The following is a 25,433-nucleotide window of genomic DNA, read 5'->3' on the forward strand; positions in this document are numbered from 1 at the left end:
GAACAGCCCCGGTACACAATTCGTGAAACGCGCCTGGGTCATCAGGCGCGTTCCGATCAACCTACGCGGTAGTTCGGCGCTTCCTTGGTGATCTGCACGTCGTGAACGTGGGACTCCGCCATGCCGGCACCGGTGATGCGTACGAATTCAGGCTTGGTGCGCATTTCGTGGATGTCGGCGCTGCCGGTGTAACCCATCGAAGAGCGCAGGCCGCCCATCAACTGGTGAACGATGGCAGTCAGCGAACCCTTGTACGCAACGCGGCCTTCGATACCTTCCGGCACGAGTTTTTCCGCGCCGTCGGACGAGTCCTGGAAGTAACGGTCCGACGAGCCCTGGGCCTGGGACATTGCGCCCAGCGAACCCATGCCGCGATAGGCCTTGTACGAACGGCCCTGGAACAGCTCGATCTCGCCCGGTGCTTCTTCGGTACCGGCAAACATCGAACCCATCATCACGCAGTAGGCGCCAGCAACGATGGCCTTGGACAGGTCACCCGAGAAACGGATGCCGCCGTCGGCGATCAGCGGAACGTCAGTGCCTTCCAGTGCCGAAGCCACGTTGGCGATGGCGCTGATTTGCGGGACGCCCACGCCAGCCACGATACGGGTGGTGCAGATGGAGCCAGGACCGATGCCGACCTTGACGCCGTCAGCGCCGGCTTCAACCAGTGCGAGCGCAGCGGCGCCGGTGGCGATGTTGCCGCCGATGACCTGGACGTCAGGGAAGTTCTGTTTGACCCAGCGAACGCGGTCGATCACGCCTTTGGAGTGACCGTGAGCGGTGTCGACAACGATGACGTCCACGCCCGCAGCAACCAGTGCGCTGACCCGTTCGCCGGTGTCTTTACCGGTGCCGACCGCAGCGCCGACACGCAGACGACCCTGGTCGTCCTTGCTCGCCAGCGGCCAGGCTTTGGATTTCTCGATGTCCTTGACGGTCATCATGCCCTTGAGCGCGAAGTTGTCGTCGACGATCAGGACTTTTTCCAGACGGTGCTTGTGCAACAGATCGCGCACTTCGTACTTGTCGGCGCCTTCGCGGACGGTGACCAGACGCTCTTTCGGCGTCATCACTTCGCGAACAGGCACATCAAGACGGGTTTCAAAGCGGACGTCGCGGGAGGTCACGATGCCGACGAGCTCGCCGTCATGCAGGACCGGAACGCCGGAAATGTTGTGTTGACGGGTCAGTTCGAACAGATCGCGAACGGTGGCGTCAGCCTCGATGGTGATCGGATCCTTGACCACACCCGCTTCGAACTTCTTGACCTTGCGCACTTCGGCAGCTTGCTGCTCGACGGTCATGTTCTTGTGGATGATGCCGATGCCGCCTTCCTGAGCCATGGCGATGGCCAGACGGGCTTCAGTGACGGTGTCCATAGCGGCGGAAACGAGGGGGATGTTGAGTTCGATGCCACGGGTCAATCGTGTTTTCAGACTGACTTCGTTGGGAAGCACCTCGGAATAACCGGGCACAAGGAGAATGTCGTCGAATGTAAGGGCTTCTTGGCTTATACGCAGCATCGCTGGGCTCCCGAGCGGGAAAATGGAAGCGCGCCATTGTACCCAGACACCTGCACTATCTCAATGTAAAGATCAGGCTATTTACTAATGAGCCGGTTTACTGCGCCCAATGACAGCAGTACGGATCTACAGCCTGACTTTCACATGGGACACCGGACGGTCCATGCGCTCGGCAAATGCCTCGACGAAGCGGCTTTTGAAGCCGGCATCCAGCCAGTTGTTGAAGATGAACCCCAGATTCGAAAACCCGCACGGCTCCAAAAACAGGAAGCCGTTGATGTCGTCTTCATGCCGGCATTCGGGGCACATGAAGTTGTCGGTGTGGCCCGGCATCCAGTCTTCCAGGCTGTCGAACAGGGCTTCGCCGATCTCGCGCCGACACTCCGGGCAACCGGCCTCCTCCTTGAAACCCTGCTGCGGCGTGTAGATGCATCGCTTGAGGACGATTTCCAGACCGTTGACCGGCTGACCGAACGGCAAGGCGTCAGGGTTTTCGACGAAACGCCGTGCGCCCGGGGCAACGGCGTAGGCCATGCGGTTGAAGCTGCGCCCGCAGGTGGTCAGCGATTCCTCGACGACGTTCAGCTTCACCAGCCAGCGCAGGATCGCCCGCGCCTTCGCTTCGTGCGCAGGAAAGCTGGAGATTTGCGGGACGATGATGCTTTGGGTGTCCATGACGGGCCTGTCTGACGAGTAATCGGGGGGCGGCAGCTTAATCGCGCTGTCGGTGACGTCAAGTATGGCCGTCGGTGCGCATGTATTGTTGCGTTTCGGCTGGCTGCTCGACTACAGCGCCGAAAGCGTACTGTGGCGTTTTCTCAGCCGCGCCGAAACCCCCGGTGAATTGCTGCTAGGGGACGACTGTCGTGGCAATCCGACCCCGGTCGACGACGCCGCGAGGGTTATCATTTCGGTGCTCAAACAGCTCCGAGATAGCCCTGACACTGCCAGCCTGTAGGAGCCGGCTTGCTGGCGAACGCGTCCTGTCAGTTGATGAGGGGTGACTGACCCACCGCGTTCGCGGGCAAGCGCGCTCCTGCAGGTGATTCGGGCCGTCCGTTAATCTGCGCTGGTGTTGGTAATCCTCGTTGGATGACCACCCTCAGGTATGAAATCGCAGGTGGAAGGGCATGGATCGCGGTCGGCCTCTGACCGAAGGACGTAGGAGCGCGCTTGCCCGCGATCTGGCGCGCAGCGGCAGTAAACCAGGTGAATACGGTGGGTCAGCGAACAGCGTCGCCTGTTTTTACGATGGCTGCGCAGCCGGTAGAAGTACGCACGCCTATAACACCTCGGATTTGGGCGCTATCTTGGCGCGTGCCGTCAGCGATCTCATCTGGTGACCCGTGCCCCAATGCCTTTATGATGCCGCCATGATCAAAGACCCCTTCGCAAGACTCGGCCTTGACCGAGACGTCCTCACTGTCAGCCAGCTCAACGGCCGCGCACGCGTGCTGCTGGAAGATGTGTTTTCCAGCATCTGGGTCGAGGGCGAGATTTCCAACCTCTCAAGGCCCGCCTCAGGGCACGTTTACTTCACGCTGAAGGACTCCGGTGCCCAAGTGCGATGCGCGCTGTTTCGCAGCAACGCAGCGCGGGTGCGCCAGGCGCTGAAGGACGGTCTGGCGGTCAAGGTGCGCGGCAAAGTTTCGCTGTTTGAGGGTCGCGGCGACTATCAGCTGATTCTCGACACCGTCGAGCCTGCTGGCGACGGCGCGCTGCGTCTGGCTTTCGATGCGCTGAAAGAAAAGCTCAGCGCCGAAGGGTTGTTCAGCGCCGAGCGCAAGGTCGCCCTGCCCCTGCACCCCAAGCGCATCGGCATCATCAGTTCCCCGACCGGCGCGGTGATTCGCGACATCATCAGCGTATTCCGGCGTCGCGCGCCCCAGGTTGAACTCACCCTGATTCCCACCGCCGTGCAGGGCCGCGAAGCCATCGGCCAGATTGTCCGTGCCCTGAAGCTCGCGGATGGAAGGGGCTTCGATGCGTTGATCCTCGCCAGGGGCGGCGGCTCGCTGGAGGACCTCTGGTGCTTCAATGAGGAAGCCGTCGCCCGCGCCATTGATGCGTGCGTGACGCCGATCGTCAGCGCGGTCGGGCACGAAACCGATGTCTCGATCAGTGACTTCGTTGCCGACGTGCGCGCCCCGACCCCCTCCGCCGCGGCTGAACTGCTGGCGCCGGATTCAAGCGACTTGCAGCGCCGCGTCGACAGCCTGGAGCGCCGGCTGATCAGCCGTATGCAGGATCGGCTGATGCGCGAGCAATTGCGCCTGGACGGTATTTCCCGCCGCTTGCGTCACCCCGGCGAGCGCCTGCGCCAGCGGGCCCAGCGCCTCGACGACCTGGACATGCGCATGCGCCGCGCCTTTGAGCAGCAGATGCACAAGCGACAGGTGCGCATGAGCCATCTGGAAAGCCGCCTGGCCGCGCAACATCCGGGACGCACGCTGATGTTTCTGCGTCAGCGCCTGGCGGTGTTGGCCGAGCGGCTGCCCCGTGCGATCAAGGAAAATCTCAAAAGCCGTCGCCTGCAGCTGCAAAGTCAGGTGCAGACGCTCAACGTGGTCAGCCCGCTGGCGACCCTTGGCCGTGGTTACAGTATTTTGCTGGATGAACGCGGCAGGGCCATTCGCGCTGCCGAGCAGACTCATCAGGGTCAGCGCCTGACGGCAAAGCTGGCGGACGGTGAGCTGCAAGTGCGCGTCGAAGACAATCATCTGACGCCTGTCACCCTTTCACTTCTGGATTGATCGATGCTGCCTTTTCTATACCGTTCGTTGGCTACTGTTACCTTGGTCTTTTGCGTTGCCCTGCCGGCCTGCGCTGACAGCTACCTTTCCCGCCTGCTCAACAAGCCGGTGCCGGGCGGCGTGGCGGTGGTCGACCTCGGCCCCGCCGCGCAAGCGCCGAAAGCCACCTGGCAGGGTAAGCCGGTGCTGGTGGTCAAGGATCAGGACGCTCGCTGGCTGGCCATTGTCGGGATTCCGCTGAGCATCAAGCCGGGCAGTCCTCAGCAGGTCAGCAGCAGCGGCCGCAACCTGCCTTTCGTGGTGGGCAACAAGAAGTACCCGGAGCAACGGATTACCCTGAAGAACCAGCGTCAGGTCAATCCGAACCCAGACGACTTGAAGCGCATCGAGCAGGAACTCGACGTGCAGGTCCGCGCCTACCGCACGTTCAGTCCCGTGACGCCGAGCAACCTTTTGCTGGACAAGCCGGTGGACGGGCCGCTCTCGAGCAAATTCGGTGTCCGGCGCTTTTTCAACGGTGAGGAGCGTAACCCTCACGCCGGACTGGACTTCGCAGTCCCTGCCGGGACGCCTATCAAGTCGCCGGCAGCAGGCAAGGTGATTCTGATCGGCAATTACTTCTTCAATGGCAACACGGTGTTCGTCGATCACGGGCAGGGTTTTATCAGCATGTTCTGCCACATGTCGAAGATCGACGTGAAAGTCGGCGATGCCGTGCCGCGCGGTGGCGTAGTGGGACGGGTGGGTTCGACTGGCCGCGCGACGGGGCCGCATATGCATTGGAACGTGAGCCTGAATGACGCGCGGGTGGACCCGGCGATTTTCATTAATGCGTTTCAGCCGTAGCGCACGATCGCTTTATTAACCCTGCAGGACCCCTGTAGGACCGGCTTTAGCCGGGAAGGCATCAGGCGCAACACCGCAACTCTGATGGTGTAAATTCTGGCCCCTTCCCGGCTGAAGCCGGTCCTACCATGACAGCCGATACACTCAGACCCAACCGTGACGGCAATTTAATCGCGCAGGTCCTCGAAATACGGCAATAACATCTCAACCTTAGGCTTATAGCAGTAACTTCTCTCAATTTTTCCCAACCGCTTGCCAGCTTTCACCCCATTGGTTACGTTTGGCGACATGAAAACCTCTCACACCCTCATTCTGATGCGTCAACATCGCTGCCTCTGCCTCGTCAGCGCACGACTGCAAAGCTGAACGCGGTGCCTCGACGCTCATCCCGCAGTGCTACTCTCGCATCTACCGGCTGGCCGCCTTCTTTCGGCCCTGAGTACAACAAGGATTATTCACATGACCATGCTCAAAGATCCCTCGACGAAGTACCGCGCCTTTCCTGTCATCGACCTGCCTGACCGCACCTGGCCTTCCAAGACCATCACTGCGGCGCCGATCTGGTGCAGTTCCGACTTGCGTGACGGTAACCAGTCCCTGATCGAGCCCATGGATGCGGTCAAGAAACTGCGTTTCTGGAAGACCCTCGTGCAAGTGGGCGTGAAGGAAATCGAAGCCTCCTTCCCGTCCGCGTCGCAAACTGATTTCGACTTCGTGCGCACGCTCATCGAAGACGGCCACATCCCGGACGACACCACCATTCAGGTGCTGACCCAGGCTCGCGAAGACCTGATCGCGCGGACGTTCGAATCCCTGCGCGGTGCGAAGAAAGCCATCGTGCACCTGTACAACGCCACCTGCCCGTCCTTCCGCCGCATCGTCTTCAACCAGGACAAAGCGGGCGTGAAAGCCATCGCCGTGAATGCCGCTCAGCTGTTCGTCAAATACGCCGCCCAGCAGCCGGAAACCCAATGGCAGTTCGAGTACTCGCCTGAAACCTTCAGCGCCACCGAGCTGGAGTTCGCCAAGGAAGTCTGCGACGCCGTTATCGAAGTGTGGAACGCGACGCCGCAGAACAAGGTGATCCTCAATCTGCCAGCGACTGTCGAAGTCGCCACCCCGAACATTTACGCCGACCAGATCGAATGGTTCTGCCGCAACATTTCCCGTCGTGACAGCGTGATCATCAGCCTGCACACCCACAACGACCGTGGCACCGGCGTCGCCGCGACAGAGTTGGGCCTGATGGCCGGCGCGGATCGTGTTGAAGGCTGCCTGTTCGGAAACGGCGAGCGCACCGGCAATGTCGACCTCGTGACCGTCGCGCTGAACATGTACACCCAGGGCCTGAATCCGCAGCTGGACTTCTCCGACATCGACGGCGTGCGCAAGGTGGTCGAGGAGTGCAACCAGATTCCGGTGCACCCGCGTCACCCGTATGTCGGCGACCTGGTGCATACCGCGTTCTCCGGCTCCCACCAGGATGCGATCCGCAAGGGCTTCACCCAGCAGAAGGACGGCACAATGTGGGAAGTGCCTTATTTGCCAATCGACCCGGCCGACATTGGTCGCAGCTACGAGGCGGTCATCCGCGTCAACAGCCAGTCCGGCAAGGGCGGGATCACTTACCTGCTCGAACAGGAATACGGCATTTCCCTGCCGCGTCGCATGCAGATCGAGTTCAGCCAGGTGGTTCAGGGCGAGACCGATCGTCTGGGCCTGGAAATGACGGCTCAGCAGATCTACTCGCTGTTCAAGCGTGAATACCTGCAAGCCAACAAGCCGTACGCATTGGTCAGCCACCGCTTGCAGGAAGAGAACGGCAACAGCGCCGTGGAAGTGGAAGTGACCGGCAAGGGTGACAGCGAGAGCAACCTGCGCTGGAAAGGCACGGGCAATGGCGCGCTGGAAGCATTGGTCGCCGGCCTGCCGGTACCGGTCGAGATCATGGACTACAACGAGCACGCCATTGGCGCAGGCACCACGGCCAAAGCCGCTGCCTACATCGAGCTGCGCGTGAATGGCGACCGCGCGGTACACGGCGTCGGTATCGATGAGAACATCACCACGGCCAGCTTCAAAGCCCTGTTCAGCGCCCTCAACCGTGGCGTGCTGCAGGCTGAAGAAGCCACCAAAGCGGCGTAATCCACTGCGATACAAAAAGGCCCTGAAGTGCAAGCTTCAGGGCCTTTTGTTTTGACGCTGATAATCAGGCCGTTGTGCTGACCGTGCCTTTCATCAGGTTCAGCAGCGCGCCCTGCTGAGCGTTCAACTGAGCCATGGTCCCGGAAATCTGCTGCTGGATAGCCATGACCTGGGCAGATTTCTCCTCATCCGACGCTTTGCTGTTCTGAGCGGCGGCCAGCTGAGCCTGCTGCTGTAGCAAAATCTTCTGGGTCTCCTTGATCTGCTCTTGCAGTTGCTGGATCGCCTGGTCCTGAGGGCTCGACGCCGCACCTGCCTTGCCGGCACCCGTCGCTTGAGGGTCCCCATAGACGTTGCCACGCAACTCGACGCTGGCGGTCTTGGCATCGCTCTTGGTGGAGTCGTCGGTTTTGACGGCAGCCGTGAACACGCTGGAGTAAGCACCCAACGAGCTGGTGTTGATGGTTGTCATGATGAACTCCTTATGAGGTGCACTTTGTATCGGCAATCGTACAAAAATCTGAAGTCGAATTTATTGCAGACGCACAAACGCCCCACGACCGAAGTCATGGAGCGTCTTTTCTCGGAATCAGTGAATCAGGCAGTGGTGTTGATGCTGCCGGACTTCTGCAGTTGCAAAAGCGCCGCCTGCTCCGTGGACAGGCTGGCGGTGGTCGACGAGATCTGCCCTTGTATGGCCATCACCCGCGCCGATTTTTCTTCGTCGGAGCCGGAGCTCGCCTGAGCGGCAGCCAGTTGCTGTTGCTGCTCCTGCAAGCGCTTCTGGGTTTCCTTGATCTGCTCTTCCAGCTTGGCGATGGCCTGTTCGCTGGTGCTGGAAGAATCAGACGCCCCGCCTGCCCCACCGGCACCGCCCGCGCCACCGGCTGCAGTCGCTGTCGTCGACGCAGACGCCGAAGTGGCATCTGTGGTGGTGGAGGTGTCGCTGTCAGCCGCCGCGGTGGTGGCGTCTTTCTTGACCGCGACGGTAAAGCTGGTGGAATACGAACTCAATGAGGATGTACTGATGGTGGTCATACCGATCTCCTGTCTGGGTACAACCGCTATCGACCCCTCCCCCCTCAACTCCATGACATTACTGTATCTCGAATGTATCAGCGTCGAGACAAGCCGGAAATTTCTCGCGGTACGCCGCGAGACTCTGCGCGGACAGGCTGACTTGGAACACGCCATCGGCCTCGCCGATGTTCAGCAAGCTCTCGCCCTGGAAGTCCAGCACCTGGCTGTCACCTGTGTACGCAAAGCCCTTGCCATCGATCCCGACGCGATTCACTGCCGCGACGTAACACAGGTTTTCGATGGCCCTCGCCGGCAGCAAGCGGTTCCAGTGCAGACGGCGCGCGCCCGGCCAGTTGGCGGTATAGAGCAACAGATCGGTGTTATGGGCGTCACGGCTCCACACCGGAAAACGCAGGTCGTAGCAGATCAGAGGACGAATCCGCCAGCCCTTGAGTTCGAATTGCACCTGGCGCTCGCCCGGGCTGTAATGCTCGTGCTCGCCGGCCATTCTGAACAGATGGCGCTTGTCGTAGTGCAGCAGCTCGCCGTCCGGTCGCGCCCACAGCAGGCGATTGCGATGGCTGCCGTCAGCGGCGCGAATGATCACGCTGCCGGTCACCACGGCATCCAGTTGCCTGGCCTGGGCCAGTATCCACCGGGCCGTCGGGCCCTCTTCGGGCTCGGCCAGGATTTCGGACTCCATGGTAAAGCCGGTGGTGAACATCTCCGGCAGGATCACCAGATCCGCGCCCTTGGCCTGAGCCAGCAACTCTTCGAAGTGGGCATGGTTCGCCGGGGCGTCGTGCCAGACCAGCGTGGTCTGGACCAGCGCGATGTTCAGGTTGGGCAGCGTACTCAGATCGCGCATAGTTTTTCCGCCGCCAAACGCAGCGTCTCCTCACGCTTGGGAAAGCACAGCCGGATCAGCCGCTGACCTTCAGGCGGACTCTGATAGAAAACAGAAATCGGAATGCTCGCCACGCCATGTTCGCGGGTCATCCACAGCGACATGTCGACGTCATTGAGGTCCGGGCGGATCTGCGAGTAATCGACGAGCTGAAAGTAGGTGCCGCTGGCCCGCGTGAAGGTGAAGCGCGAGGCTTCCAGGCGATCGCAGAAATAGTCGCGTTTGGCCTGATAGAACGCCGGCAGTTCGTCGACGTGCTCAGGGTGCGACGCCATGAAATCAGCCAGCGCCCACTGCAGCGGTGTGACGCCGCAGAATGCGACGAACTGATGGATCTTCCGCGCCTCAGCGGTCAGTGCCGGCGGCGCAACGAGGTAGCCGGTTTTCCAGCCGGTGACGTGGTAGGTCTTGCCGAACGAACTGACCACAAAGGCGCGTTGATAGAGTTCGTCATGGGCCAACACGCTGGCGTGCTGCAGGCCGTCGAAGACCAGGTGTTCATAGACCTCGTCGCTGAGCACGTAGATGTCCCGGTCACGAATCAATGCAGCCAGGCGATCCAGTTCTTCGCGGGTGATCAGCGCGCCGCTGGGGTTGTGCGGGGTGTTGATGACGATCATGCGTGTGCGAGGGCTCAAGGCGGCGCTGAGCTTTTCCCAGTCGATGGCGAAGTCACCGTCCTTGAGTTGCACATGCACGGTGCGCCCGCCGGCCAGTTCCACCGAAGGGGCATAACTGTCGTAGCACGGGTCGAAAACGATGACTTCATCGCCGGTACTCACGACGGTTTGAATGGCGCAGAAGATGGCGTGGGTGGCGCCGGGGGTGATGGTGATTTCGCTGTCGACGCCGACCTGACGGCCGTAGCATCGGGAGATTTTGGCGGCAACCTGCTCGCGCAATGCCGGCAGGCCAGCCATTGGCGCGTATTGATTGTTGCCGTCCATCACGCGGCGGCAAAGGGCTTCACGCAGTGCGTCGGGCCCATCGAAATCGGGAAAACCCTGAGACAGATTGATCGCCCCGGTTTCGGCGGCAAGCTGAGACATCACAGTAAAAATGGTGGTGCCAACGTTCGGCAGTTTGCTGGTGATCATGGGGTTTTCCTGCTCCACTCCCGACACCTGGAGGGCTCGGGGACTCGCAGAATAGCCCAGATGTCGCGCACAAAAAAAGGCGCCACTGGCGCCTTTTCCGAGAAAGACCTTTACACGATCAGCGCTTGTCGCGGCGCTTTTTGTCGGCTTTCTTGTGGTGCGACATCATCCGGCGCTTCTTGTTGACCTGGCGGTCGGTCAGCGTGTTCTTGTTGCCTTCATACGGGTTCTCGCCGCCCTTGAACTCGATGCGGATCGGCGTACCGACCAGCTTGAGCACACGGCGATAGGTGTTCTCGAGATACCGGACGTACGACTTCGGTACTTTCTCGACCTGGTTACCGTGGATCACGATCAACGGCGGGTTCGCGCCACCCAAGTGGGCGTAACGCAGCTTGATGCGGCGGCTGCCCACCATCGGCGGAGCATGCTCGCTGACCGCGTCTTCCAGAATCTGGGTCAGGCGGCTGGTCGGCCAACGGGTCACAGCGGATTTGAACGAGTTCTGCACCGACTGATACAGGTTGCCCACGCCCGTGCCGTGAAGCGCCGAGATGAAGTGGATGTCGGCGAAGTCGACGAAGAACAACCGACGCTCCAGCTCGACCTTCACGTAGTCGCGCTCGCTCGGCACCATGCCATCCCACTTGTTCAGCGCGATGACCAGGGCTCGACCGGACTCAAGGGCAAAGCCCAGCAGGTTGAGGTCGTGGTCGACGACGCCTTCACGGGCGTCCATCACGAAGATCACTACGTTGGCGTCTTTGATCGCCTGCAGGGTTTTCACCACAGAGAACTTTTCAACTTCTTCGTGGATCTTGCCGCGCTTGCGTACACCGGCAGTGTCGATCAGCGTGTACTTTTCCTCGTTGCGTTCGAACGGGATGTAAATGCTGTCGCGGGTGGTACCGGGCTCGTCGTAGACGATAACGCGGTCTTCACCGAGCATGCGGTTGACCAGCGTCGACTTGCCGACGTTAGGGCGACCGATGATGGCGATCTTGATGCCGTCCTTCTCGCTTGGGCCCGGAATGCGCTTGGCTTCCTGACCTTCGGCGACAACTTCCTCTTCTTCGCCTTCTTCGACTTCGTCAGCGTCTTTCGGGAAATCGCGCAGGGCGATTTCGAGCATCTGCGTGATGCCTCGACCGTGGGCGCCGGCGACCGGAATCGCGTCACCCATGCCCAGCGGTGCAAACTCGGCGCGGGCCATGTCAGGGTCGATGTTGTCGACCTTGTTGGCAACGACGTAGGACGTCTTGTTGCGCTTGCGCAGGTGCTCGCCAATCATCTGGTCGGCGGCTGTGAAGCCTGCTTTGGCGTCAACAAGGAACAACACGACATCGGCTTCTTCGATGGCCAGCAGCGACTGCTCGGCCATTTTTTCGTCCATGCCGTGTTCGTCACCGGAGATACCGCCGGTGTCGATCAGGATGTAGGAGCGCCCTTGCCACTTGGCCTCACCGTATTGGCGATCACGGGTCAGACCGGACAAGTCGCCGACGATGGCGTCGCGAGTCCTGGTCAGGCGGTTGAACAAGGTGGACTTGCCGACGTTCGGTCGACCCACCAGGGCGATTACGGGAACCATGCGGCTCTCCACTTCGTTATTTCAGAAAATACAAAAGCCGCTGCAAGGCAGCGGCCGGAGTTCGGAGCAACGCCGAAACGTCGCAGGCCCCATAAAAGCGGGGCCGCCCGGGGAAGCCGAAACACGACCTCCCCAAGCATAGACAGCCACTACTTGATCGTCAGCGCTTCCAGCTTGCCGCTGTTGCCGAAGACGTAAATGGTGCTGCCGGAGACCAGCGGGCGAGCCCGCAGGCCATCGCTGTCAATCTTTTCACGGGCGACGAAATGGCCGTCGACCTGACTCAGCAGGTGCAGATAACCTTCCATGTCACCCACCGCGACGTAGCTGGAGAACACTTCCGGCGCACCAAGTTGGCGACGGGCCAGCGAGTCGTTGCTCCACAGACCGGTGGAAGAGCGCTCATCGATGCCCTCCACGGTACCGTTGGCCAGCGAGACGTAAACGCTGCCGAAGCCTTGCGCCACACCCGAATAGCTGGAGGCATCACGCTGCCACAGCACACGACCGCTCTGAAGTTCCAGACCGGCTACGCGGCCCTGATAGGTCGCGACATACAGCGTGTTGCCGGACAACAGCAAGCCGCCGTCGATGTCGACCACGCGATCCAGTTCGGAACGCCCCGTCGGAACGGCAACGCGCTGCTCCCAGGCCGGGACGCCGTTGTTGATGTCCAGCGCCACGACCTTACCGGTCGACAAACCTGCAATGGCCAGCGCAGGGGTGGCAATCGGTGCACCGGTGCCACGCAGTGTCAGAACAGCAGGGCTGCTCTCGTAGATCCAGCGCTGATCACCGGTGACGGCGTCATAACCGATAACCCGGTCATCCTGGGTCTGGGCAACCACAACGCTGCCGTTGGTGGCCGGAGCGGACAGCACTTCACTGGTCGCCTTGGCTTTCCACTTCTGCTCGCCGGTCGCTTCGTCAAGAACGATGACTTCGCCACGCAACGTGCCGAGCATGACCAGACCAAAACCTACGCCGACGGCGCCGGAGACCGGTTGATCAAGTTCTTTTTTCCAGACCACGTCGCCGTTGCTGCGATTGATCGCCATGACCAGACCGTTCGCATCGGCAGCGTAGATGTTCTCGCCGTCGATGGCCGGAACCAGCATGTTGTAGATGTCGCCCTGACCGTCACCGACGGAGCGGCTCCACAACTTCTGCAGGGTCACTTCCTGTTTGAAGTCGACGAGTTCTGCCGGAGGCAGCTCTTTCTTGCTGTTGCTGCTGCAACCCGCGGCCAGAATGGCCAGAGCCAGCAATGCTGCATGTTTCCAACGAATCACGTCACGCATCCCCTTTCGCCAGGTCGTCGAGCTTCATTTGCAGACCGCCAACAGCCGCTTCTTCGGAAAGCGCCGCCTTGGCCTTTTTGTACGCAGCATAGGCATCATCGGTGCGACCCAGCTGAACCAGCAGGTCGCCGCGCAGCTCTTCACGGCTGGCCGCGAAGGACTTGTCGGCCTGACCGTCGAGCAGCTTCAGCGCGTCTTCAGCCTTGTTCTGTGCAGCGAGCACGCGAGCCAGACGCTGACGGGCGATCTCACCCAAGGTCGCGTTGACCGGCTTGTCGGTCACGGATTTCAGTTCGTTCGCGGCATCGTCCAGCTTGCCCGTGTCCACAGCCACTTTGGCCACGAACAGACTGCCGTACTGAGCGTACGCGGTGCCGCCGAATTCGCTCTTCAGCTTACCGGCGATCTCGGCCACTCGGCCTGCATCGGCCTGGCCGCTGGGCGTCAGTGCGGTTTCCAGCAATTGCTGATACAGCGCCGAACCACCTTGCGCCTGGTTGTTCTGATAGTGCTGCCAGCCTTGCCAGCCCAACACCACGATCACCGCCAGCAGGCCGCCGGTCAGCAGAGGCTTGCCGTTACGCTGCCACCAGTCCTTTACGGCAACCAGCTCATCATCATCGGTACTCGACACCCCAATACTCCTATTCGCTAAATCGGCTTTTATCTGCTTCAACCCTGCGGGATGCAGGTGGCCAGGTGCTCGGACAGAGCATCCCAGGCAATATTCTGTTGCTCGCCCTGACCACGCAGCGGCTTGACGCCCACTTCCTTGCGCGCAAGCTCTTCGTCGCCAAGGATCAACGCGTACAACGCGCCGCTCTTGTCGGCCTTCTTGAACTGGCTCTTGAAGCTGCCAGCCCCGGCATTGACTTGCAGACGCAGGTTCGGCGCCTGATCGCGCAAGCGCTCGGACAGCGTCAGTGCTGCCAGTTCGGCGGCCTCGCCGAATGCGCAGACGTAAACGTCGACCGTACGAGCGATCTCTTCGGGAATCTGCTCGAGGGTTTCCAGCAGCAGCACCAGACGCTCGATACCCATGGCAAAGCCCACGCCCGAGGTCGGCTTGCCGCCCATCTGCTCGACCAGACCGTCGTAACGGCCGCCCGCACAGACAGTGCCCTGAGCGCCGAGCTGGTCAGTGACCCACTCGAATACGGTCTTGCTGTAGTAATCCAGGCCGCGGACCAGCTTCGGGTTGATCACGTACGGAATGCCCGCCGCGTCGAGACGCGCCTTCAGGCCTTCGAAGTGAACCCGGGATTCGTCGTCCAGGTAATCTGCCAGCTTGGGTGCATCGACCAATACCGCTTGGGTTTCAGGGTGTTTGGTGTCGAGCACACGCAGCGGGTTGGTCTTCAGGCGGCGCTGGCTGTCTTCGTCCAGTTGCTCGTGACGCGCCGAGAGATACTCGACCAGCGCTTCACGATAACGGCCGCGCGCTTCACTGGTGCCCAGGCTGTTGAGTTCCAGTTTGACCGCATTGCGGATGCCCAACAGGCCCCACAGGCGCCAGGTCAGGACAATCAGCTCGGCGTCGATGTCCGGACCATCGAGGTTGAACACCTCGACACCGATCTGGTGAAACTGACGATAACGGCCTTTTTGCGGACGCTCGTGACGGAACATCGGGCCGATGTACCAAAGCTTCTGCACCTGACCGCCGCCGGTGATGCCGTGCTCAAGGACCGCACGCACGCAGGCCGCTGTGCCTTCAGGGCGCAGGGTCAGCGAATCGCCATTGCGGTCGGCGAACGTGTACATCTCTTTCTCGACGATGTCGGTGACTTCGCCGATGGAGCGCTTGAACAGGTCGGTGAACTCGACGATCGGCATGCGGATCTGGCGATAACCGTAGTTATCCAGCAAACGCGATACGGTGCCTTCGAAATAGCGCCACAGCGGCGTCTGATCCGGCAGGATGTCGTTCATGCCACGAATGGCTTGCAGAGACTTACTCACAAATATTCCTTGGAAACTGGGTTAGCCGCGCGCGATCAGCGCTGCGTCGGCCTCGACCTTTTCGGCCGCTCTCTGACGGATCAAGCGTTCAAGCTGATCCACCAGATTATCATTTGTCAGCTTTTGCGCCGGCTTGCCGTCGATGTAGATCAGGTTCGGCGTGCCACCGGTCAGACCGACGTGGGCTTCTTTCGCCTCGCCGGGACCGTTCACCACGCAGCCGATTACCGCGACATCCAGCGGGACCAGCAAATCTTCAAGGCGCCCTTCCAGCTCGTTCATGGTCTTGACCACATCGAAATTCTGCCGCGAGCAACTCGGGCAGGCGATGAAGTTGATGCCACGGGAACGCAGGCGCAGCGACTTGAGGATGTCGTAACCGACCTTCACTTCTTCCACCGGATCGGCAGCCAGCGAAATACGAATGGTATCGCCGATCCCTTCGGCCAGCAGCATACCTAGGCCGACGGCCGATTTCACTGTGCCCGAGCGCAAACCGCCTGCTTCAGTGATACCCAGGTGCAACGGCTGAATGATTTGTTTGGCCAGGAGGCGATAAGCCTCGACCGCCATGAACACGTCGGAGGCCTTGACGCTGACTTTGAAGTCCTGGAAATCCAGACGATCCAGATGCTCGACGTGACGCAGCGCAGACTCGACCAACGCAGCCGGCGTGGGCTCGCCGTACTTCTTCTGCAGGTCTTTTTCCAGCGAACCGGCGTTGACGCCGATACGGATCGGAATGCCGCGGTCACGGGCCGCTTCCACCACCGCGCGGACGCGGTCTTCGCGGCCGATATTGCCCGGGTTGATCCGCAGGCAATCGACGCCCAGTTCGGCAACGCGCAGGGCGATTTTATAATCGAAGTGGATGTCAGCGACCAGCGGGACCTTGACCAGCTGCTTGATACGGCCAAAGGCCTCGGCAGCGTCCATGTCGGGGACCGATACGCGGACGATGTCCACGCCGGCGGCTTCCAGACGGTTGATCTGAGCCACAGTGGCCGCGACGTCATTGGTGTCGCTGTTGGTCATGCTCTGCACTGCGATCGGGGCATCGCCACCGACCGGCACCGAGCCGACCCAGATTTTACGAGATTCGCGACGTTTGATCGGAGATTCGCCGTGCATGACTTATTGCCCTAGCTTCAGGCGAGCAGTTTCGCCACTGGTGAAAGGTGCCACATCAACCGGCTGACCGTTGTAACTGACCTGCGCGCCGCGAGCGTAGCCCAGGCGCAACGTCAGCGGCGGCTTGCCATTGACATCGAGGCTGTCGCCTTTTTTCTTGAGGCCGCTCATTAGCACCTTGCCGCTGCCATCGGTGACCTGGGTCCAGCAATCGTTGACAAACTGAACCTGCACGCGGCCGGCACCTGCCGGTACGGGTGCGGCGTCGGCCGTTGCGCTCGGCGCGGTGTTGACGGGTGCGGTGGTCGCAGGCGTCGGCGCCACGGTGGTGACCGGCGCGGTGGGCGTCGACGCGGTATGCGCAGGCGTCACCGGTGCGGTGGTGGATGTGCTGTGGGGAACAACAGCGCCCGCAACGGTGCCCGTGCTGCCGGGTGCACTGCTGGATGAAGCGGGAGCTTCAGGCGCGGACGCAGGCTCGGCGTTGTTCAACGGCAGCGTGGTCTGGCCTTGAGCGACCGCTTGATCTTCCGGCTCGTCGAGCGGATGGATCTGGGTGGTGCCGTCGGCGCTTTCGACTTCGACGTGCTCCATGCCCAGATTGGTCGGTTCCTTGCCGCGCAGCGTGGCCTGATCCTGCCACCACACGAAGCCGCCCCCGATCAATGCGATCAGCAGCAACAGGCTGACGATGCGCAGAATGTTGTGAGACAGGCGTACCGGTTCTTCGATTCGGCCCAGCGCATGAACGCTGCTGCCCTTGCCGTCGGTGCCGGTGTACTGATCGAACGCACTGACCAATGCAGCTTGATCAAGGTCCAGCAGCTTGGCGTAGGCACGGACATAGCCGCGGGCAAAGGTGTGACCGGGGAGCTTGTCAAAATCGCCTGCTTCCAGATGAGTCAGGGACGTCACAGTGAGGTTCAGCCTCAACGCCACATCTGGCAGCGACCAGTTCTTGCTTTCGCGGGCCTGTCGCAATGTTTCGCCTGGGTTTGTGCGAGTGGCTGCTACAACTTCGGGATGCGCCGCTTTCATCATTGCTCCGACAGGTATTGCTGATATTCCGGCGTACCGGGATAGAGTCTTTTTAGAAGCAGCCCGTAACTGGCTGCCTTGTTGCGATCATCAAACACCTTCGCCAGCCGCGTGCCGAGCAACAGGCTCCGCGCATTCTGCTCGCTTAACTGGCTGAAACGCTCGTAGTAATCGCGCGCCGGTACATAATGCCTGTCTTCGTACGACAACTCAGCCATTTCCAGCAACGCACGTGGCTGCTGACGATCGAGGCGCAGCGCTTTGTCGAAATGCTCACGGGCGGTGTCGCGATTGCCGAGCATCACAGCCGTCATGCCGAGGTTCTCGAACACTCGGGCGCGCTCGGCGTAGAGGTTATCCTCGGCGGCCTGCTCGAAGCGCTCGTAAGCTTCCTTGTAACGCTTCTGCTGGTAGAGAAAGCTGCCGTAATTGTTGAGGATCCGCGCGTCTTTGGAACGTGCCGACAACGCTTTTTCGTAATACTGGTTCGCCAGCTCAGGCTCCATCTCGGCCTGAAACACCAAGGCCAGCGCGGCATTGGCGTCCGCATCGGAGCCGTTCAGCTCGAGTGCCTTTTTCAGAGGCGCCTTTGCACGCTCCATCTGGCCTTGCTGAAGATAACCCAACCCCAATTGCACGTAAGCCTGACGAGCTTCCTCACGCCCCTTGCTGGTACTCAGCGGATCGACGTTGCCGGTGGACACACAACCGACCAGCAGCGTGGCAAAACAGAGCAGCAGCGCAGCGCGCAGGGACATAGAGATCCTCTCAGTCAAGTTCGCATTCAATTGCGAGCGGAAGCGACCTGCACCACGTCGGCATCGGCACTCAGCTCCCGAACAGCGATATAGCGCTCGCTGCGACGGGTGCGGTCCATTACCTGCCCGACCAACTGGCCGCAGGCAGCATCGATGTCCTCACCGCGCGTGGTCCGCACGGTGACGTTAAAGCCGGCTTGATGCAGCAGATCCTGGAAGCGACGGATCGCGTTGTTGCTCGGGCGTTCATAGCCCGAATGCGGAAACGGATTGAACGGGATCAGGTTGACCTTGCACGGCGTGTCCTTGAGCAGCTCGATCATCTCGATGGCGTGCTCAGGCTTGTCGTTGATGTCCTTGAGCAGCGTGTACTCGATCGTCAACACGCGCTTCTCGCCCAACGCAGACATGTAGTTGCGGCAGGACTCGAGGAGCATCTTCAGGGGGTACTTTTTGTTGATCGGCACCAGCTGGTTGCGCAGCGCGTCATTGGGCGCGTGCAGCGAAAGGGCCAGCGAAACGTCGATGTGCTTGGACAGCTCATCGATCATCGGCACCACGCCGGAGGTGGACAGCGTCACCCGGCGCTTGGAAATGCCATACCCCAGGTCATCCATCATCAGATGCATGGCGGAAACGACATTGTCGAAGTTCAGCAATGGCTCGCCCATGCCCATCATCACCACGTTGGTAATGGCACGGTCGACGGTAGCCGGGACACTGCCGAAAGATTTGTTGGCAATCCACACCTGACCGATGACTTCGGCGGCGGTGAGGTTGCTGTTGAAGCCTTGTTTGCCGGTGGAGCAGAAACTGCAATCCAGCGCACAGCCCGCCTGGGACGAGACACACAGCGTGCCGCGCTTGCCTTGCGGAATGTAAACGGTCTCGACGCAGCTGCCGGACTCGACACGGACGACCCACTTGCGGGTACCGTCGGTGGAGATGTCCTCGCTGACGACTTCAGGACCCCGAATCTCGGCACGGCTCTGCAGCTTTTCGCGCAGGGCCTTGCCGACGTTCGTCATGGCGTCGAAGTTATCGACGCCAAAGTGGTGAATCCACTTCATGACCTGACCGGCACGGAAGCGTTTCTCCCCGATAGACTCGAAGAATTTTTCCATTTCCAGCCGGGTCAGACCCAACAGGTTGATTTTGCCAGTTGATTCAGTCATGGATTCACCCTCACTCGCAGCAATAGCTTAGCGAGTGGTTACCTCGGTAGCAGCGAAGAAGTACGAGATTTCACGAGCAGCAGCGGCTTCGGAATCGGAACCGTGAACAGCGTTGGCGTCGATGGAATCAGCGAAGTCAGCACGGATGGTGCCGGCAGCGGCTTCTTTAGGGTTGGTAGCGCCCATCAGCTCGCGGTTCAGAGCGATAGCGTTTTCGCCTTCCAGAACCTGAACAACAACCGGGCCGGAGATCATGAATGCAACCAGATCACCGAAGAAACCACGGGCGCTGTGCTCAGCGTAGAAACCTTCTGCTTCGGCTTTGGACAGTTGCTTCAGTTTCGAAGCGACAACGCGCAGACCGGCTTTTTCGAAACGGGTGGTGATCTCGCCGATGACGTTTTTGGCAACAGCATCAGGCTTGATGATCGAGAAAGTACGTTGAACAGCCATGGTGTAACTCCAGAAGCAGTGATTATTGCGAAAAATTAAACCCGCGAATTATACGCGGGTTTGATGTTATTGCCTAACGTGCAAATCTGATCAGTCGATTTCGTCGGCCCAGAGCGTCTGGACCGCCTCGAGCACTTTCTCGCCGACGCGGCCAGAGGTGTCGTCGAAATCCGGCAGTTGCTTGATCATCAGTTGCAGCTTGGTGAACCCTACTGAATAAGGGTCAACGCCGGGATGGGTCTCGGCGAGTTCTTCAGCGATGCGTTGTACGTCATTCCAACCGTAACTCATGACAGCTTCTCGATCAGTGCGGCGCTTCGGCAGCGTGGTTAAGCGAATATTTCGGGATCTCGACGATGAGGTCTTCCGTGCCGACCTTGGCCTGGCACGCCAGGCGGGACTGCGCTTCCAGACCCCACGCACGATCAAGATAGTCCTCTTCCAGCTCGTCCGCTTCTTCGAGGGAGTTGAACCCCTTGCGAATGATGCAATGGCAGGTGGTGCAGGCGCAGACGCCACCGCATGCGCTTTCTATCTCGATGTGGTGATCGTGGGCGAGTTCCAGAATCGACTTGCCGACTTCGGCCTCGACAACCATCCCCTCCGGGCAATGCTCGGCGTGTGGCAGAAATGTAACCTGCGGCATCAGTTATTCCTCAATCTCATTCAGGTTGCGCCCTGACAGCGCGGCTTTCACCGTCGAGTCCAGGCGGCGGGCGGCGAACGCATCAGTCACCTGCGACAGACGCTTGGTCTGCAACTCGATGGCCGGACCGTCATCGCCCTTCATCAATTCACGAAGTTCTTCCATCTGCATGTCGATGACCATGCGCTCTTCGGCATCGAGCAAGCGCTCGCCGTCGGCCTGCAACGCACCTTCGACGGCTTCGAGCAAACGCTGGGCGTCGACCTGCTGTTCACGCAGCGCACGAGCCACCATGTCATCGCTGGCGTACTGGAACGAATCCTTGAGCATGCGGGTGATTTCACCGTCAGTCAGGCCATACGAAGGCTTCACCTGAATGCTCGATTCAACGCCCGACGCCAGCTCGCGTGCGGACACGCTGAGCAGGCCATCGGCGTCGACCTGGAAGGTCACGCGAATTTTCGCAGCGCCGGCGACCATCGCAGGAATGCCGCGCAGGTCGAAACGCGCCAATGAACGGCAGTCGCTGATCAATTCACGCTCGCCTTGCAGCACGTGGATCATCATGGCCGACTGGCCGTCTTTGTAAGTGGTGAATTCCTGGGCGCGGGCCACCGGGATCGTGGTGTTGCGCGGAATGACCTTCTCCATCAAGCCGCCCATGGTCTCCAGCCCCAGGGACAACGGGATCACGTCGAGCAGCAACAGCTCGCCGCCGTCGCGCTTGTTGCCTGCCAGGGTATCGGCCTGGATCGCAGCGCCGATGGCGACTACCTGATCCGGGTCGATCTCGGTCAACGGTTGACGGCCGAACAGTTCGGCCACCGCTTCGCGAACTCGCGGGACACGGGTGGAACCGCCCACCATGACCACGGCTTCGACTTCAGCCAGCTCGATGCCGCAATCACGAACGGCACGACGGCAGGCTTTAAGACTGCGGGCGATCATCGGCTCGACAAGGGCATCGAATGCGGCGCGGGTCAGTACGCCCTGCCAGTCGCCATGGACGACCTCTACCGAATCGGCGTCAGTCAGAGATTCTTTCGCCGAGCACGCCGTCTGCATCAGGCGGCGCTGGGCGGCCGGATCGAGATCGTCGGACAGACCGGCCTCAGCAATGATCCACGTCGCGATGGCATGGTCGAAATCATCGCCGCCCAGCGCGCTGTCGCCGCCAGTGGCCATGACTTCAAACACACCGCCGGTCAGGCGCAGAATCGAGATATCAAACGTGCCGCCGCCCAGATCGTAAATGGCGACCACGCCTTCTGCGTTCTGATCCAGCCCATACGCCACGGCAGCTGCCGTGGGTTCGTTCAGCAGACGAAGGACCGTCAGGCCCGCCAGCTTCGCGGCGTCTTTAGTGGCCTGACGCTGGGCATCATCGAAATAAGCGGGAACGGTGATGACCGCACCAACCAACTCACCACCCAGAGTATCTTCAGCGCGCTGGCGCAGCACCTTGAGAATGTCGGCCGACACTTCTACCGGACTCTTGGGACCCTGAACGGTTTCAATGAACGGCATGTGGGACTCGCCACCTGTGAAGCGGTAAGGCAATTGCCCACCCAAATGCTTCACATCGGAAATCCCGCGACCCATGAGGCGCTTGACGGAAATGATGGTATTCAGCGGGTCAGTCGCGGCAGCGTCCTTGGCAGGCTGGCCGACTTCGACGCGATCGGCGTGGTAGCGAACGGCAGACGGCAGGATGACCTGGCCGTGTGCATCGGGAAGCGGCTCGCTGATGCCACTGCGCAGGGCAGCCACCAACGAATTGGTAGTGCCGAGGTCAATCCCGACAGCCAGGCGACGTTGATGAGGTTTTGGAGCTTGGCCGGGTTCGGCGATCTGCAGTAGAGCCATTGCTTTTCTGATATCACTGGCGAGCCGCCCCAGAAGGACGGCGCGGGGTTAATCGTCGAGGCGCTCTTCGAGCTGGCGCACTTCGTAGGAGAGCTTGTCGAGGAACTGCATGCGGCGCATCAGCCTTTCAGCCTGCTCACGCTGTGCAGCATCGTCCCAACAGGCCGCGAAGCTTTCGTTCAGTTCTTCCTGGGCAGCCTTCAGCCGGCGCTTGAATACCGCGACACCTGCCAGATCGGCTTCGTCCTGCAGATCTTCGAGTTCTTCGCGCCACTGCATCTGCTGCATCAGAAACTCGGGATCCTGCACGGTGACTTCCAGCGGCACTTCACCCTTAAGCGCCAACAGGTAACGCGCCCTTTTGGGTGCGTTCTTCAACGTTTGGTAGGCGTCGTTCAGCGTGGCGGAGCGCTCCAGCGCAACCCGTTGCTCAGCCTCAGGGGCGTCGGCAAAACGGTCGGGGTGCACGCTCCGGGCAAGCTCGCGGTAACGCGTCGCCAGCAGGTCGAGATCCAGATTGAAGCCCGGCTGCAGGTCGAATAAAGCGAAGTGACAAGGAGTACCCACAATAAGCCTCAGACGTTGAAGCTTTCGCCGCAGCCACATTCACCGCGCGAGTTGGGATTGTTGAACTTGAAGCCTTCGTTCAACCCTTCCTTGACGAAATCGAGCTCGGTGCCGTCGAGATAAACCAGGCTCTTGGGATCGATGATCACCTTGACGCCGTGATACTCGAACACCGTGTCTTCGCTTTCCGGCTCATCGACAAACTCGAGCACGTAAGCAAGGCCTGAACAACCGGTCGTGCGAACGCCCAGACGAATGCCGTCACCCTTGCCGCGCCCATCGAGGGAGCGGCGTACATGGTTGGCGGCCGCTTCGGTCATGCTGATAGCCATCGGAACTCCTTACCTCACGCAAGTTACTTAACGCAGCGGAACAGGCTCTGCTTAGAGCAGGCCTTTCTTCTGCTTGTAGTCGCGAACGGCCGCCTTGATGGCGTCTTCAGCGAGCACGGAGCAGTGGATCTTCACTGGCGGCAGGGCCAGTTCTTCAGCCAGCTGAGTGTTCTTGATGGTCTCTGCTTCATCCAGAGTCTTGCCCTTCATCCACTCAGTGGCCAGGGAGCTCGACGCGATGGCAGAACCGCAACCGTAGGTTTTGAACTTGGCGTCTTCGATGATGCCTTGCTCGTTAACCTTGATCTGCAGACGCATGACGTCGCCGCAAGCCGGCGCGCCGACCATGCCGGTGCCGACATCAGGATCTTCCGCGTTCATCTTGCCGACGTTGCGTGGATTCTCGTAGTGGTCAATGACCTTTTCGCTGTAAGCCATGGTGCAATTCCTCATCAGTTACAACACGTCGCTCTCGCGGCACTCGGAAAATCTGTTTTCAAAGTGCCGCAGGTGTGGCGACTTTGAATTAATGCGCCGCCCACTCGATTTTGGAGATGTCGACGCCGTCCTGGAACATGTCCCACAGCGGCGACAAGGCGCGCAACTTGGTGACCGCCTCGCAGACTTTCTGCGCGGCGTAGTCGATCTCTTCTTCAGTGGTGAAGCGACCGAAGGTGAAACGGATCGAGCTGTGTGCCAGCTCGTCGTTACGGCCCAGGGCGCGCAGCACGTAAGACGGCTCCAGCGAAGCCGAGGTGCACGCGGAGCCGGACGATACCGCCAGATCCTTGAGCGCCATGATCAGCGACTCGCCTTCTACATAGTTGAAGCTCAGGTTGAGGTTGTGCGGTACGCGGGCAGTCATGCTGCCATTGACGTACAGTTCTTCCAGATGCGCAACCTGCTGATAGAAGCGATCGCTCAAGGCTTTGATGCGAACGTTCTCGGCTGCCATGTCTTCTTTGGCAACACGGAACGCCTCGCCCATCCCGACAATCTGGTGCGTCGCCAGCGTACCGGAACGCATGCCGCGCTCGTGACCGCCGCCGTGCATTTCAGCTTCAATGCGAACGCGCGGCTTGCGGCTGACCCAGAGTGCGCCAATCCCTTTAGGACCGTAGGTCTTGTGGGCCGAGAACGACATCAAATCAACTTTGAGGTTGGCCAGGTCGATTTCAACCTTGCCGGTGGCTTGCGCTGCGTCGACGTGGAAAAGCACGCCGCGGGACCGGGTCATCTCGCCAATGGCAGCGATGTCGTTGACCGTACCGATCTCGTTGTTGACGTGCATGATCGAGACCAGGACGGTGTCGTCGCGCATGACCGCTTCGATCATGGCCGGAGTGATCAGGCCATCTTCGGTCGGTTCGAGGTAGGTGACTTCAAAGCCTTCACGCTCAAGCTGACGCATGGTGTCGAGCACGGCTTTGTGTTCGATTTTGCTGGTGATCAGGTGCTTGCCTTTGGAGGCATAGAAATGCGCAGCGCCTTTGATCGCAAGGTTGTTGGACTCAGTAGCACCGGAGGTCCAGACGATTTCGCGCGGATCGGCGTTGACCAGATCGGCGACCTGACGACGCGCGTTCTCGACCGCCTCTTCAGCCTTCCAGCCAAAGACGTGGGAGCGCGACGCCGGGTTACCGAAGTTACCATCCACCAGCAAGCAATCGCTCATTTTCTGCGCAACACGCGGATCGACCGGGGTCGTTGCGGAATAATCGAGGTAAATTGGCAATCTCATTGAATATCTCCTATCGGGCAGGCGCGCCGCGCGTTCATCTGCGTTCACTCAACGGCGGATGTTTCAATCTTGTCCAGTATCTGGGTCTTGCTACCGCAACGGCGCAGATCCTGACGTTGGGCGACTTCTTGCACTTCACGGCGAGTGACGAGGTCGGCCAGGCTGATACCGCTTAGAAATTCGTGAATCTGCTGGCTGAGGTCGCACCACAAGTGGTGGGTCAGACAGGTGTCGCCAGCATGGCAATCACCGAGCCCCCGGCAACGCGTCGCATCAACCGATTCGTTGACGGCGTCGATCACCTGCGCAACCTGAATGCCCTGCATGTCACGGGACAACTGATAACCACCGCCGGGACCGCGTACGCTGGAAACCAGATTGCCGCGGCGCAGCTTGGCGAACAGTTGCTCGAGGTAGGAAAGGGAAATCCCTTGCCGCTCGGAGATATCGGCCAGGGACACTGGCCCATGCTGCGCATGCAATGCCAGGTCGAGCATGGCAGTGACAGCGTATCGGCCTTTTGTAGTCAGTCGCATGACGTTTACCGCGGAGGTTCGGAATGAGGGCGAGTATGCTAT

General features: G+C 60.4%; 26 protein-coding genes and 1 pseudogene. 4 read left to right on the top strand and 23 right to left on the bottom strand.

Going from position 1 to position 25,433, the window contains the following annotated elements; all coding sequences use genetic code 11:
• Positions 1 to 56 precede the first annotated feature (56 nt).
• Together guaB and EC919_RS20515 are read right to left on the bottom strand one after the other, a co-directional pair.
• Positions 57 to 1,526 (bottom strand): IMP dehydrogenase, encoded by a 1,470-nt coding sequence (gene guaB / locus EC919_RS20510; protein WP_133776186.1) that lies wholly within the window; start codon positions 1,524 to 1,526, stop codon positions 57 to 59.
• A 126-nt stretch (positions 1,527 to 1,652) separates the two neighbouring features.
• Positions 1,653 to 2,201, bottom strand: a complete 549-nt coding sequence (locus EC919_RS20515) for a sugar ABC transporter ATPase (protein WP_133776187.1) — start codon at positions 2,199 to 2,201, stop codon at positions 1,653 to 1,655.
• A 79-nt stretch (positions 2,202 to 2,280) separates the two neighbouring features.
• Between EC919_RS20515 and EC919_RS20520 the strand changes: the two are divergent.
• The 4 genes and pseudogenes from EC919_RS20520 to leuA form a co-directional block, all read left to right on the top strand.
• Positions 2,281 to 2,454: pseudogene (locus EC919_RS20520) on the top strand (sugar nucleotide-binding protein); the annotation flags it as partial.
• Positions 2,455 to 2,899: 445 nt separating this feature from the next.
• Complete coding sequence (gene xseA, locus EC919_RS20525; RefSeq protein WP_133776188.1) at positions 2,900 to 4,279, top strand: exodeoxyribonuclease VII large subunit; 1,380 nt, start codon at positions 2,900 to 2,902, stop codon at positions 4,277 to 4,279.
• Between the two features lie 3 nt (positions 4,280 to 4,282).
• Positions 4,283 to 5,125: a peptidoglycan DD-metalloendopeptidase family protein gene (locus tag EC919_RS20530; protein ID WP_133776189.1), complete on the top strand. Its 843-nt coding sequence runs from the start codon at positions 4,283 to 4,285 to the stop codon at positions 5,123 to 5,125.
• Between the two features lie 459 nt (positions 5,126 to 5,584).
• Complete coding sequence (gene leuA / locus EC919_RS20535; RefSeq protein WP_133776190.1) at positions 5,585 to 7,270, top strand: 2-isopropylmalate synthase; 1,686 nt, start codon at positions 5,585 to 5,587, stop codon at positions 7,268 to 7,270.
• 64 nt (positions 7,271 to 7,334) lie between these two features.
• Here the strand turns inward: leuA and EC919_RS27460 are convergent, their stop codons facing one another.
• From EC919_RS27460 to iscR, 21 genes are all read right to left on the bottom strand, one after another.
• Positions 7,335 to 7,742, bottom strand: coding sequence for a hypothetical protein (locus EC919_RS27460; protein WP_243842303.1), 408 nt, complete (start codon positions 7,740 to 7,742; stop codon positions 7,335 to 7,337).
• Between the two features lie 125 nt (positions 7,743 to 7,867).
• Positions 7,868 to 8,308: a hypothetical protein gene (locus EC919_RS20545; protein ID WP_133776191.1), complete on the bottom strand. Its 441-nt coding sequence runs from the start codon at positions 8,306 to 8,308 to the stop codon at positions 7,868 to 7,870.
• A gap of 58 nt (positions 8,309 to 8,366) precedes the next feature.
• Positions 8,367 to 9,158, bottom strand: a complete 792-nt coding sequence (locus EC919_RS20550) for an amidohydrolase (protein ID WP_133776192.1) — start codon at positions 9,156 to 9,158, stop codon at positions 8,367 to 8,369.
• Complete coding sequence (locus EC919_RS20555) at positions 9,146 to 10,294, bottom strand: pyridoxal phosphate-dependent aminotransferase (protein ID WP_133776193.1); 1,149 nt, start codon at positions 10,292 to 10,294, stop codon at positions 9,146 to 9,148. The genes EC919_RS20550 and EC919_RS20555 overlap by 13 nt, the downstream gene beginning before the upstream one ends.
• 118 nt (positions 10,295 to 10,412) lie before the next feature.
• The gene (gene der, locus EC919_RS20560; RefSeq protein WP_065990003.1) at positions 10,413 to 11,885 is read right to left on the bottom strand and encodes a ribosome biogenesis GTPase Der; all 1,473 of its coding nucleotides are present in this window, start codon (positions 11,883 to 11,885) and stop codon (positions 10,413 to 10,415) included.
• A 149-nt stretch (positions 11,886 to 12,034) separates the two neighbouring features.
• Positions 12,035 to 13,186 carry an outer membrane protein assembly factor BamB gene (bamB, locus tag EC919_RS20565; protein ID WP_133776194.1) on the bottom strand — a complete coding sequence of 384 codons (1,152 nt, stop codon included), beginning with the start codon at positions 13,184 to 13,186 and terminating at the stop codon, positions 12,035 to 12,037.
• Positions 13,179 to 13,820, bottom strand: coding sequence for a tetratricopeptide repeat protein (locus EC919_RS20570; protein WP_133776195.1), 642 nt, complete (start codon positions 13,818 to 13,820; stop codon positions 13,179 to 13,181). Before EC919_RS20570 ends, bamB begins: the two co-directional genes overlap by 8 nt.
• A 38-nt stretch (positions 13,821 to 13,858) precedes the next feature.
• Positions 13,859 to 15,148 (bottom strand): histidine--tRNA ligase, encoded by a 1,290-nt coding sequence (hisS, locus tag EC919_RS20575; RefSeq protein WP_133776196.1) that lies wholly within the window; start codon positions 15,146 to 15,148, stop codon positions 13,859 to 13,861.
• A 21-nt stretch (positions 15,149 to 15,169) separates the two neighbouring features.
• Complete coding sequence (ispG, locus tag EC919_RS20580) at positions 15,170 to 16,279, bottom strand: flavodoxin-dependent (E)-4-hydroxy-3-methylbut-2-enyl-diphosphate synthase (RefSeq protein ID WP_133776197.1); 1,110 nt, start codon at positions 16,277 to 16,279, stop codon at positions 15,170 to 15,172.
• A gap of 3 nt (positions 16,280 to 16,282) precedes the next feature.
• Positions 16,283 to 17,317 (bottom strand): RodZ domain-containing protein, encoded by a 1,035-nt coding sequence (locus EC919_RS20585; protein WP_133776198.1) that lies wholly within the window; start codon positions 17,315 to 17,317, stop codon positions 16,283 to 16,285.
• Positions 17,317 to 18,075 (bottom strand): type IV pilus biogenesis/stability protein PilW, encoded by a 759-nt coding sequence (gene pilW, locus EC919_RS20590; protein ID WP_133776199.1) that lies wholly within the window; start codon positions 18,073 to 18,075, stop codon positions 17,317 to 17,319. Before pilW ends, EC919_RS20585 begins: the two co-directional genes overlap by 1 nt.
• A 26-nt stretch (positions 18,076 to 18,101) precedes the next feature.
• Positions 18,102 to 19,250, bottom strand: a complete 1,149-nt coding sequence (gene rlmN, locus EC919_RS20595) for a 23S rRNA (adenine(2503)-C(2))-methyltransferase RlmN (RefSeq protein WP_133776200.1) — start codon at positions 19,248 to 19,250, stop codon at positions 18,102 to 18,104.
• A 27-nt stretch (positions 19,251 to 19,277) separates the two neighbouring features.
• Positions 19,278 to 19,703 (bottom strand): nucleoside-diphosphate kinase, encoded by a 426-nt coding sequence (gene ndk / locus EC919_RS20600; RefSeq protein WP_007916882.1) that lies wholly within the window; start codon positions 19,701 to 19,703, stop codon positions 19,278 to 19,280.
• Positions 19,704 to 19,793: 90 nt separating this feature from the next.
• Positions 19,794 to 19,994 carry a Fe-S cluster assembly protein IscX gene (gene iscX / locus EC919_RS20605; protein WP_108120869.1) on the bottom strand — a complete coding sequence of 67 codons (201 nt, stop codon included), beginning with the start codon at positions 19,992 to 19,994 and terminating at the stop codon, positions 19,794 to 19,796.
• 13 nt (positions 19,995 to 20,007) lie between these two features.
• Complete coding sequence (fdx, locus tag EC919_RS20610; protein WP_133776201.1) at positions 20,008 to 20,349, bottom strand: ISC system 2Fe-2S type ferredoxin; 342 nt, start codon at positions 20,347 to 20,349, stop codon at positions 20,008 to 20,010.
• A 3-nt stretch (positions 20,350 to 20,352) separates the two neighbouring features.
• Positions 20,353 to 22,215, bottom strand: a complete 1,863-nt coding sequence (gene hscA, locus EC919_RS20615; protein ID WP_133776202.1) for a Fe-S protein assembly chaperone HscA — start codon at positions 22,213 to 22,215, stop codon at positions 20,353 to 20,355.
• A 48-nt stretch (positions 22,216 to 22,263) separates the two neighbouring features.
• A complete protein-coding gene (hscB, locus tag EC919_RS20620) occupies positions 22,264 to 22,782 on the bottom strand; it encodes a co-chaperone HscB (RefSeq protein WP_133776203.1) in 519 nt (172 codons plus the stop codon).
• A gap of 8 nt (positions 22,783 to 22,790) precedes the next feature.
• Positions 22,791 to 23,114 carry an iron-sulfur cluster assembly protein IscA gene (gene iscA, locus EC919_RS20625; RefSeq protein ID WP_065990022.1) on the bottom strand — a complete coding sequence of 108 codons (324 nt, stop codon included), beginning with the start codon at positions 23,112 to 23,114 and terminating at the stop codon, positions 22,791 to 22,793.
• A gap of 51 nt (positions 23,115 to 23,165) precedes the next feature.
• Positions 23,166 to 23,552: a Fe-S cluster assembly scaffold IscU gene (iscU, locus tag EC919_RS20630; RefSeq protein ID WP_062383507.1), complete on the bottom strand. Its 387-nt coding sequence runs from the start codon at positions 23,550 to 23,552 to the stop codon at positions 23,166 to 23,168.
• A gap of 88 nt (positions 23,553 to 23,640) precedes the next feature.
• Complete coding sequence (locus tag EC919_RS20635; protein WP_133776204.1) at positions 23,641 to 24,855, bottom strand: IscS subfamily cysteine desulfurase; 1,215 nt, start codon at positions 24,853 to 24,855, stop codon at positions 23,641 to 23,643.
• A 44-nt stretch (positions 24,856 to 24,899) separates the two neighbouring features.
• Positions 24,900 to 25,391, bottom strand: coding sequence for a Fe-S cluster assembly transcriptional regulator IscR (iscR, locus tag EC919_RS20640; RefSeq protein ID WP_133776205.1), 492 nt, complete (start codon positions 25,389 to 25,391; stop codon positions 24,900 to 24,902).
• Positions 25,392 to 25,433 lie beyond the last annotated feature (42 nt).

The sequence above is a fragment of the Pseudomonas graminis genome (assembly GCF_004364335.1).
Taxonomy (GTDB): Bacteria; Pseudomonadota; Gammaproteobacteria; order Pseudomonadales; family Pseudomonadaceae; genus Aquipseudomonas; species Aquipseudomonas graminis_D.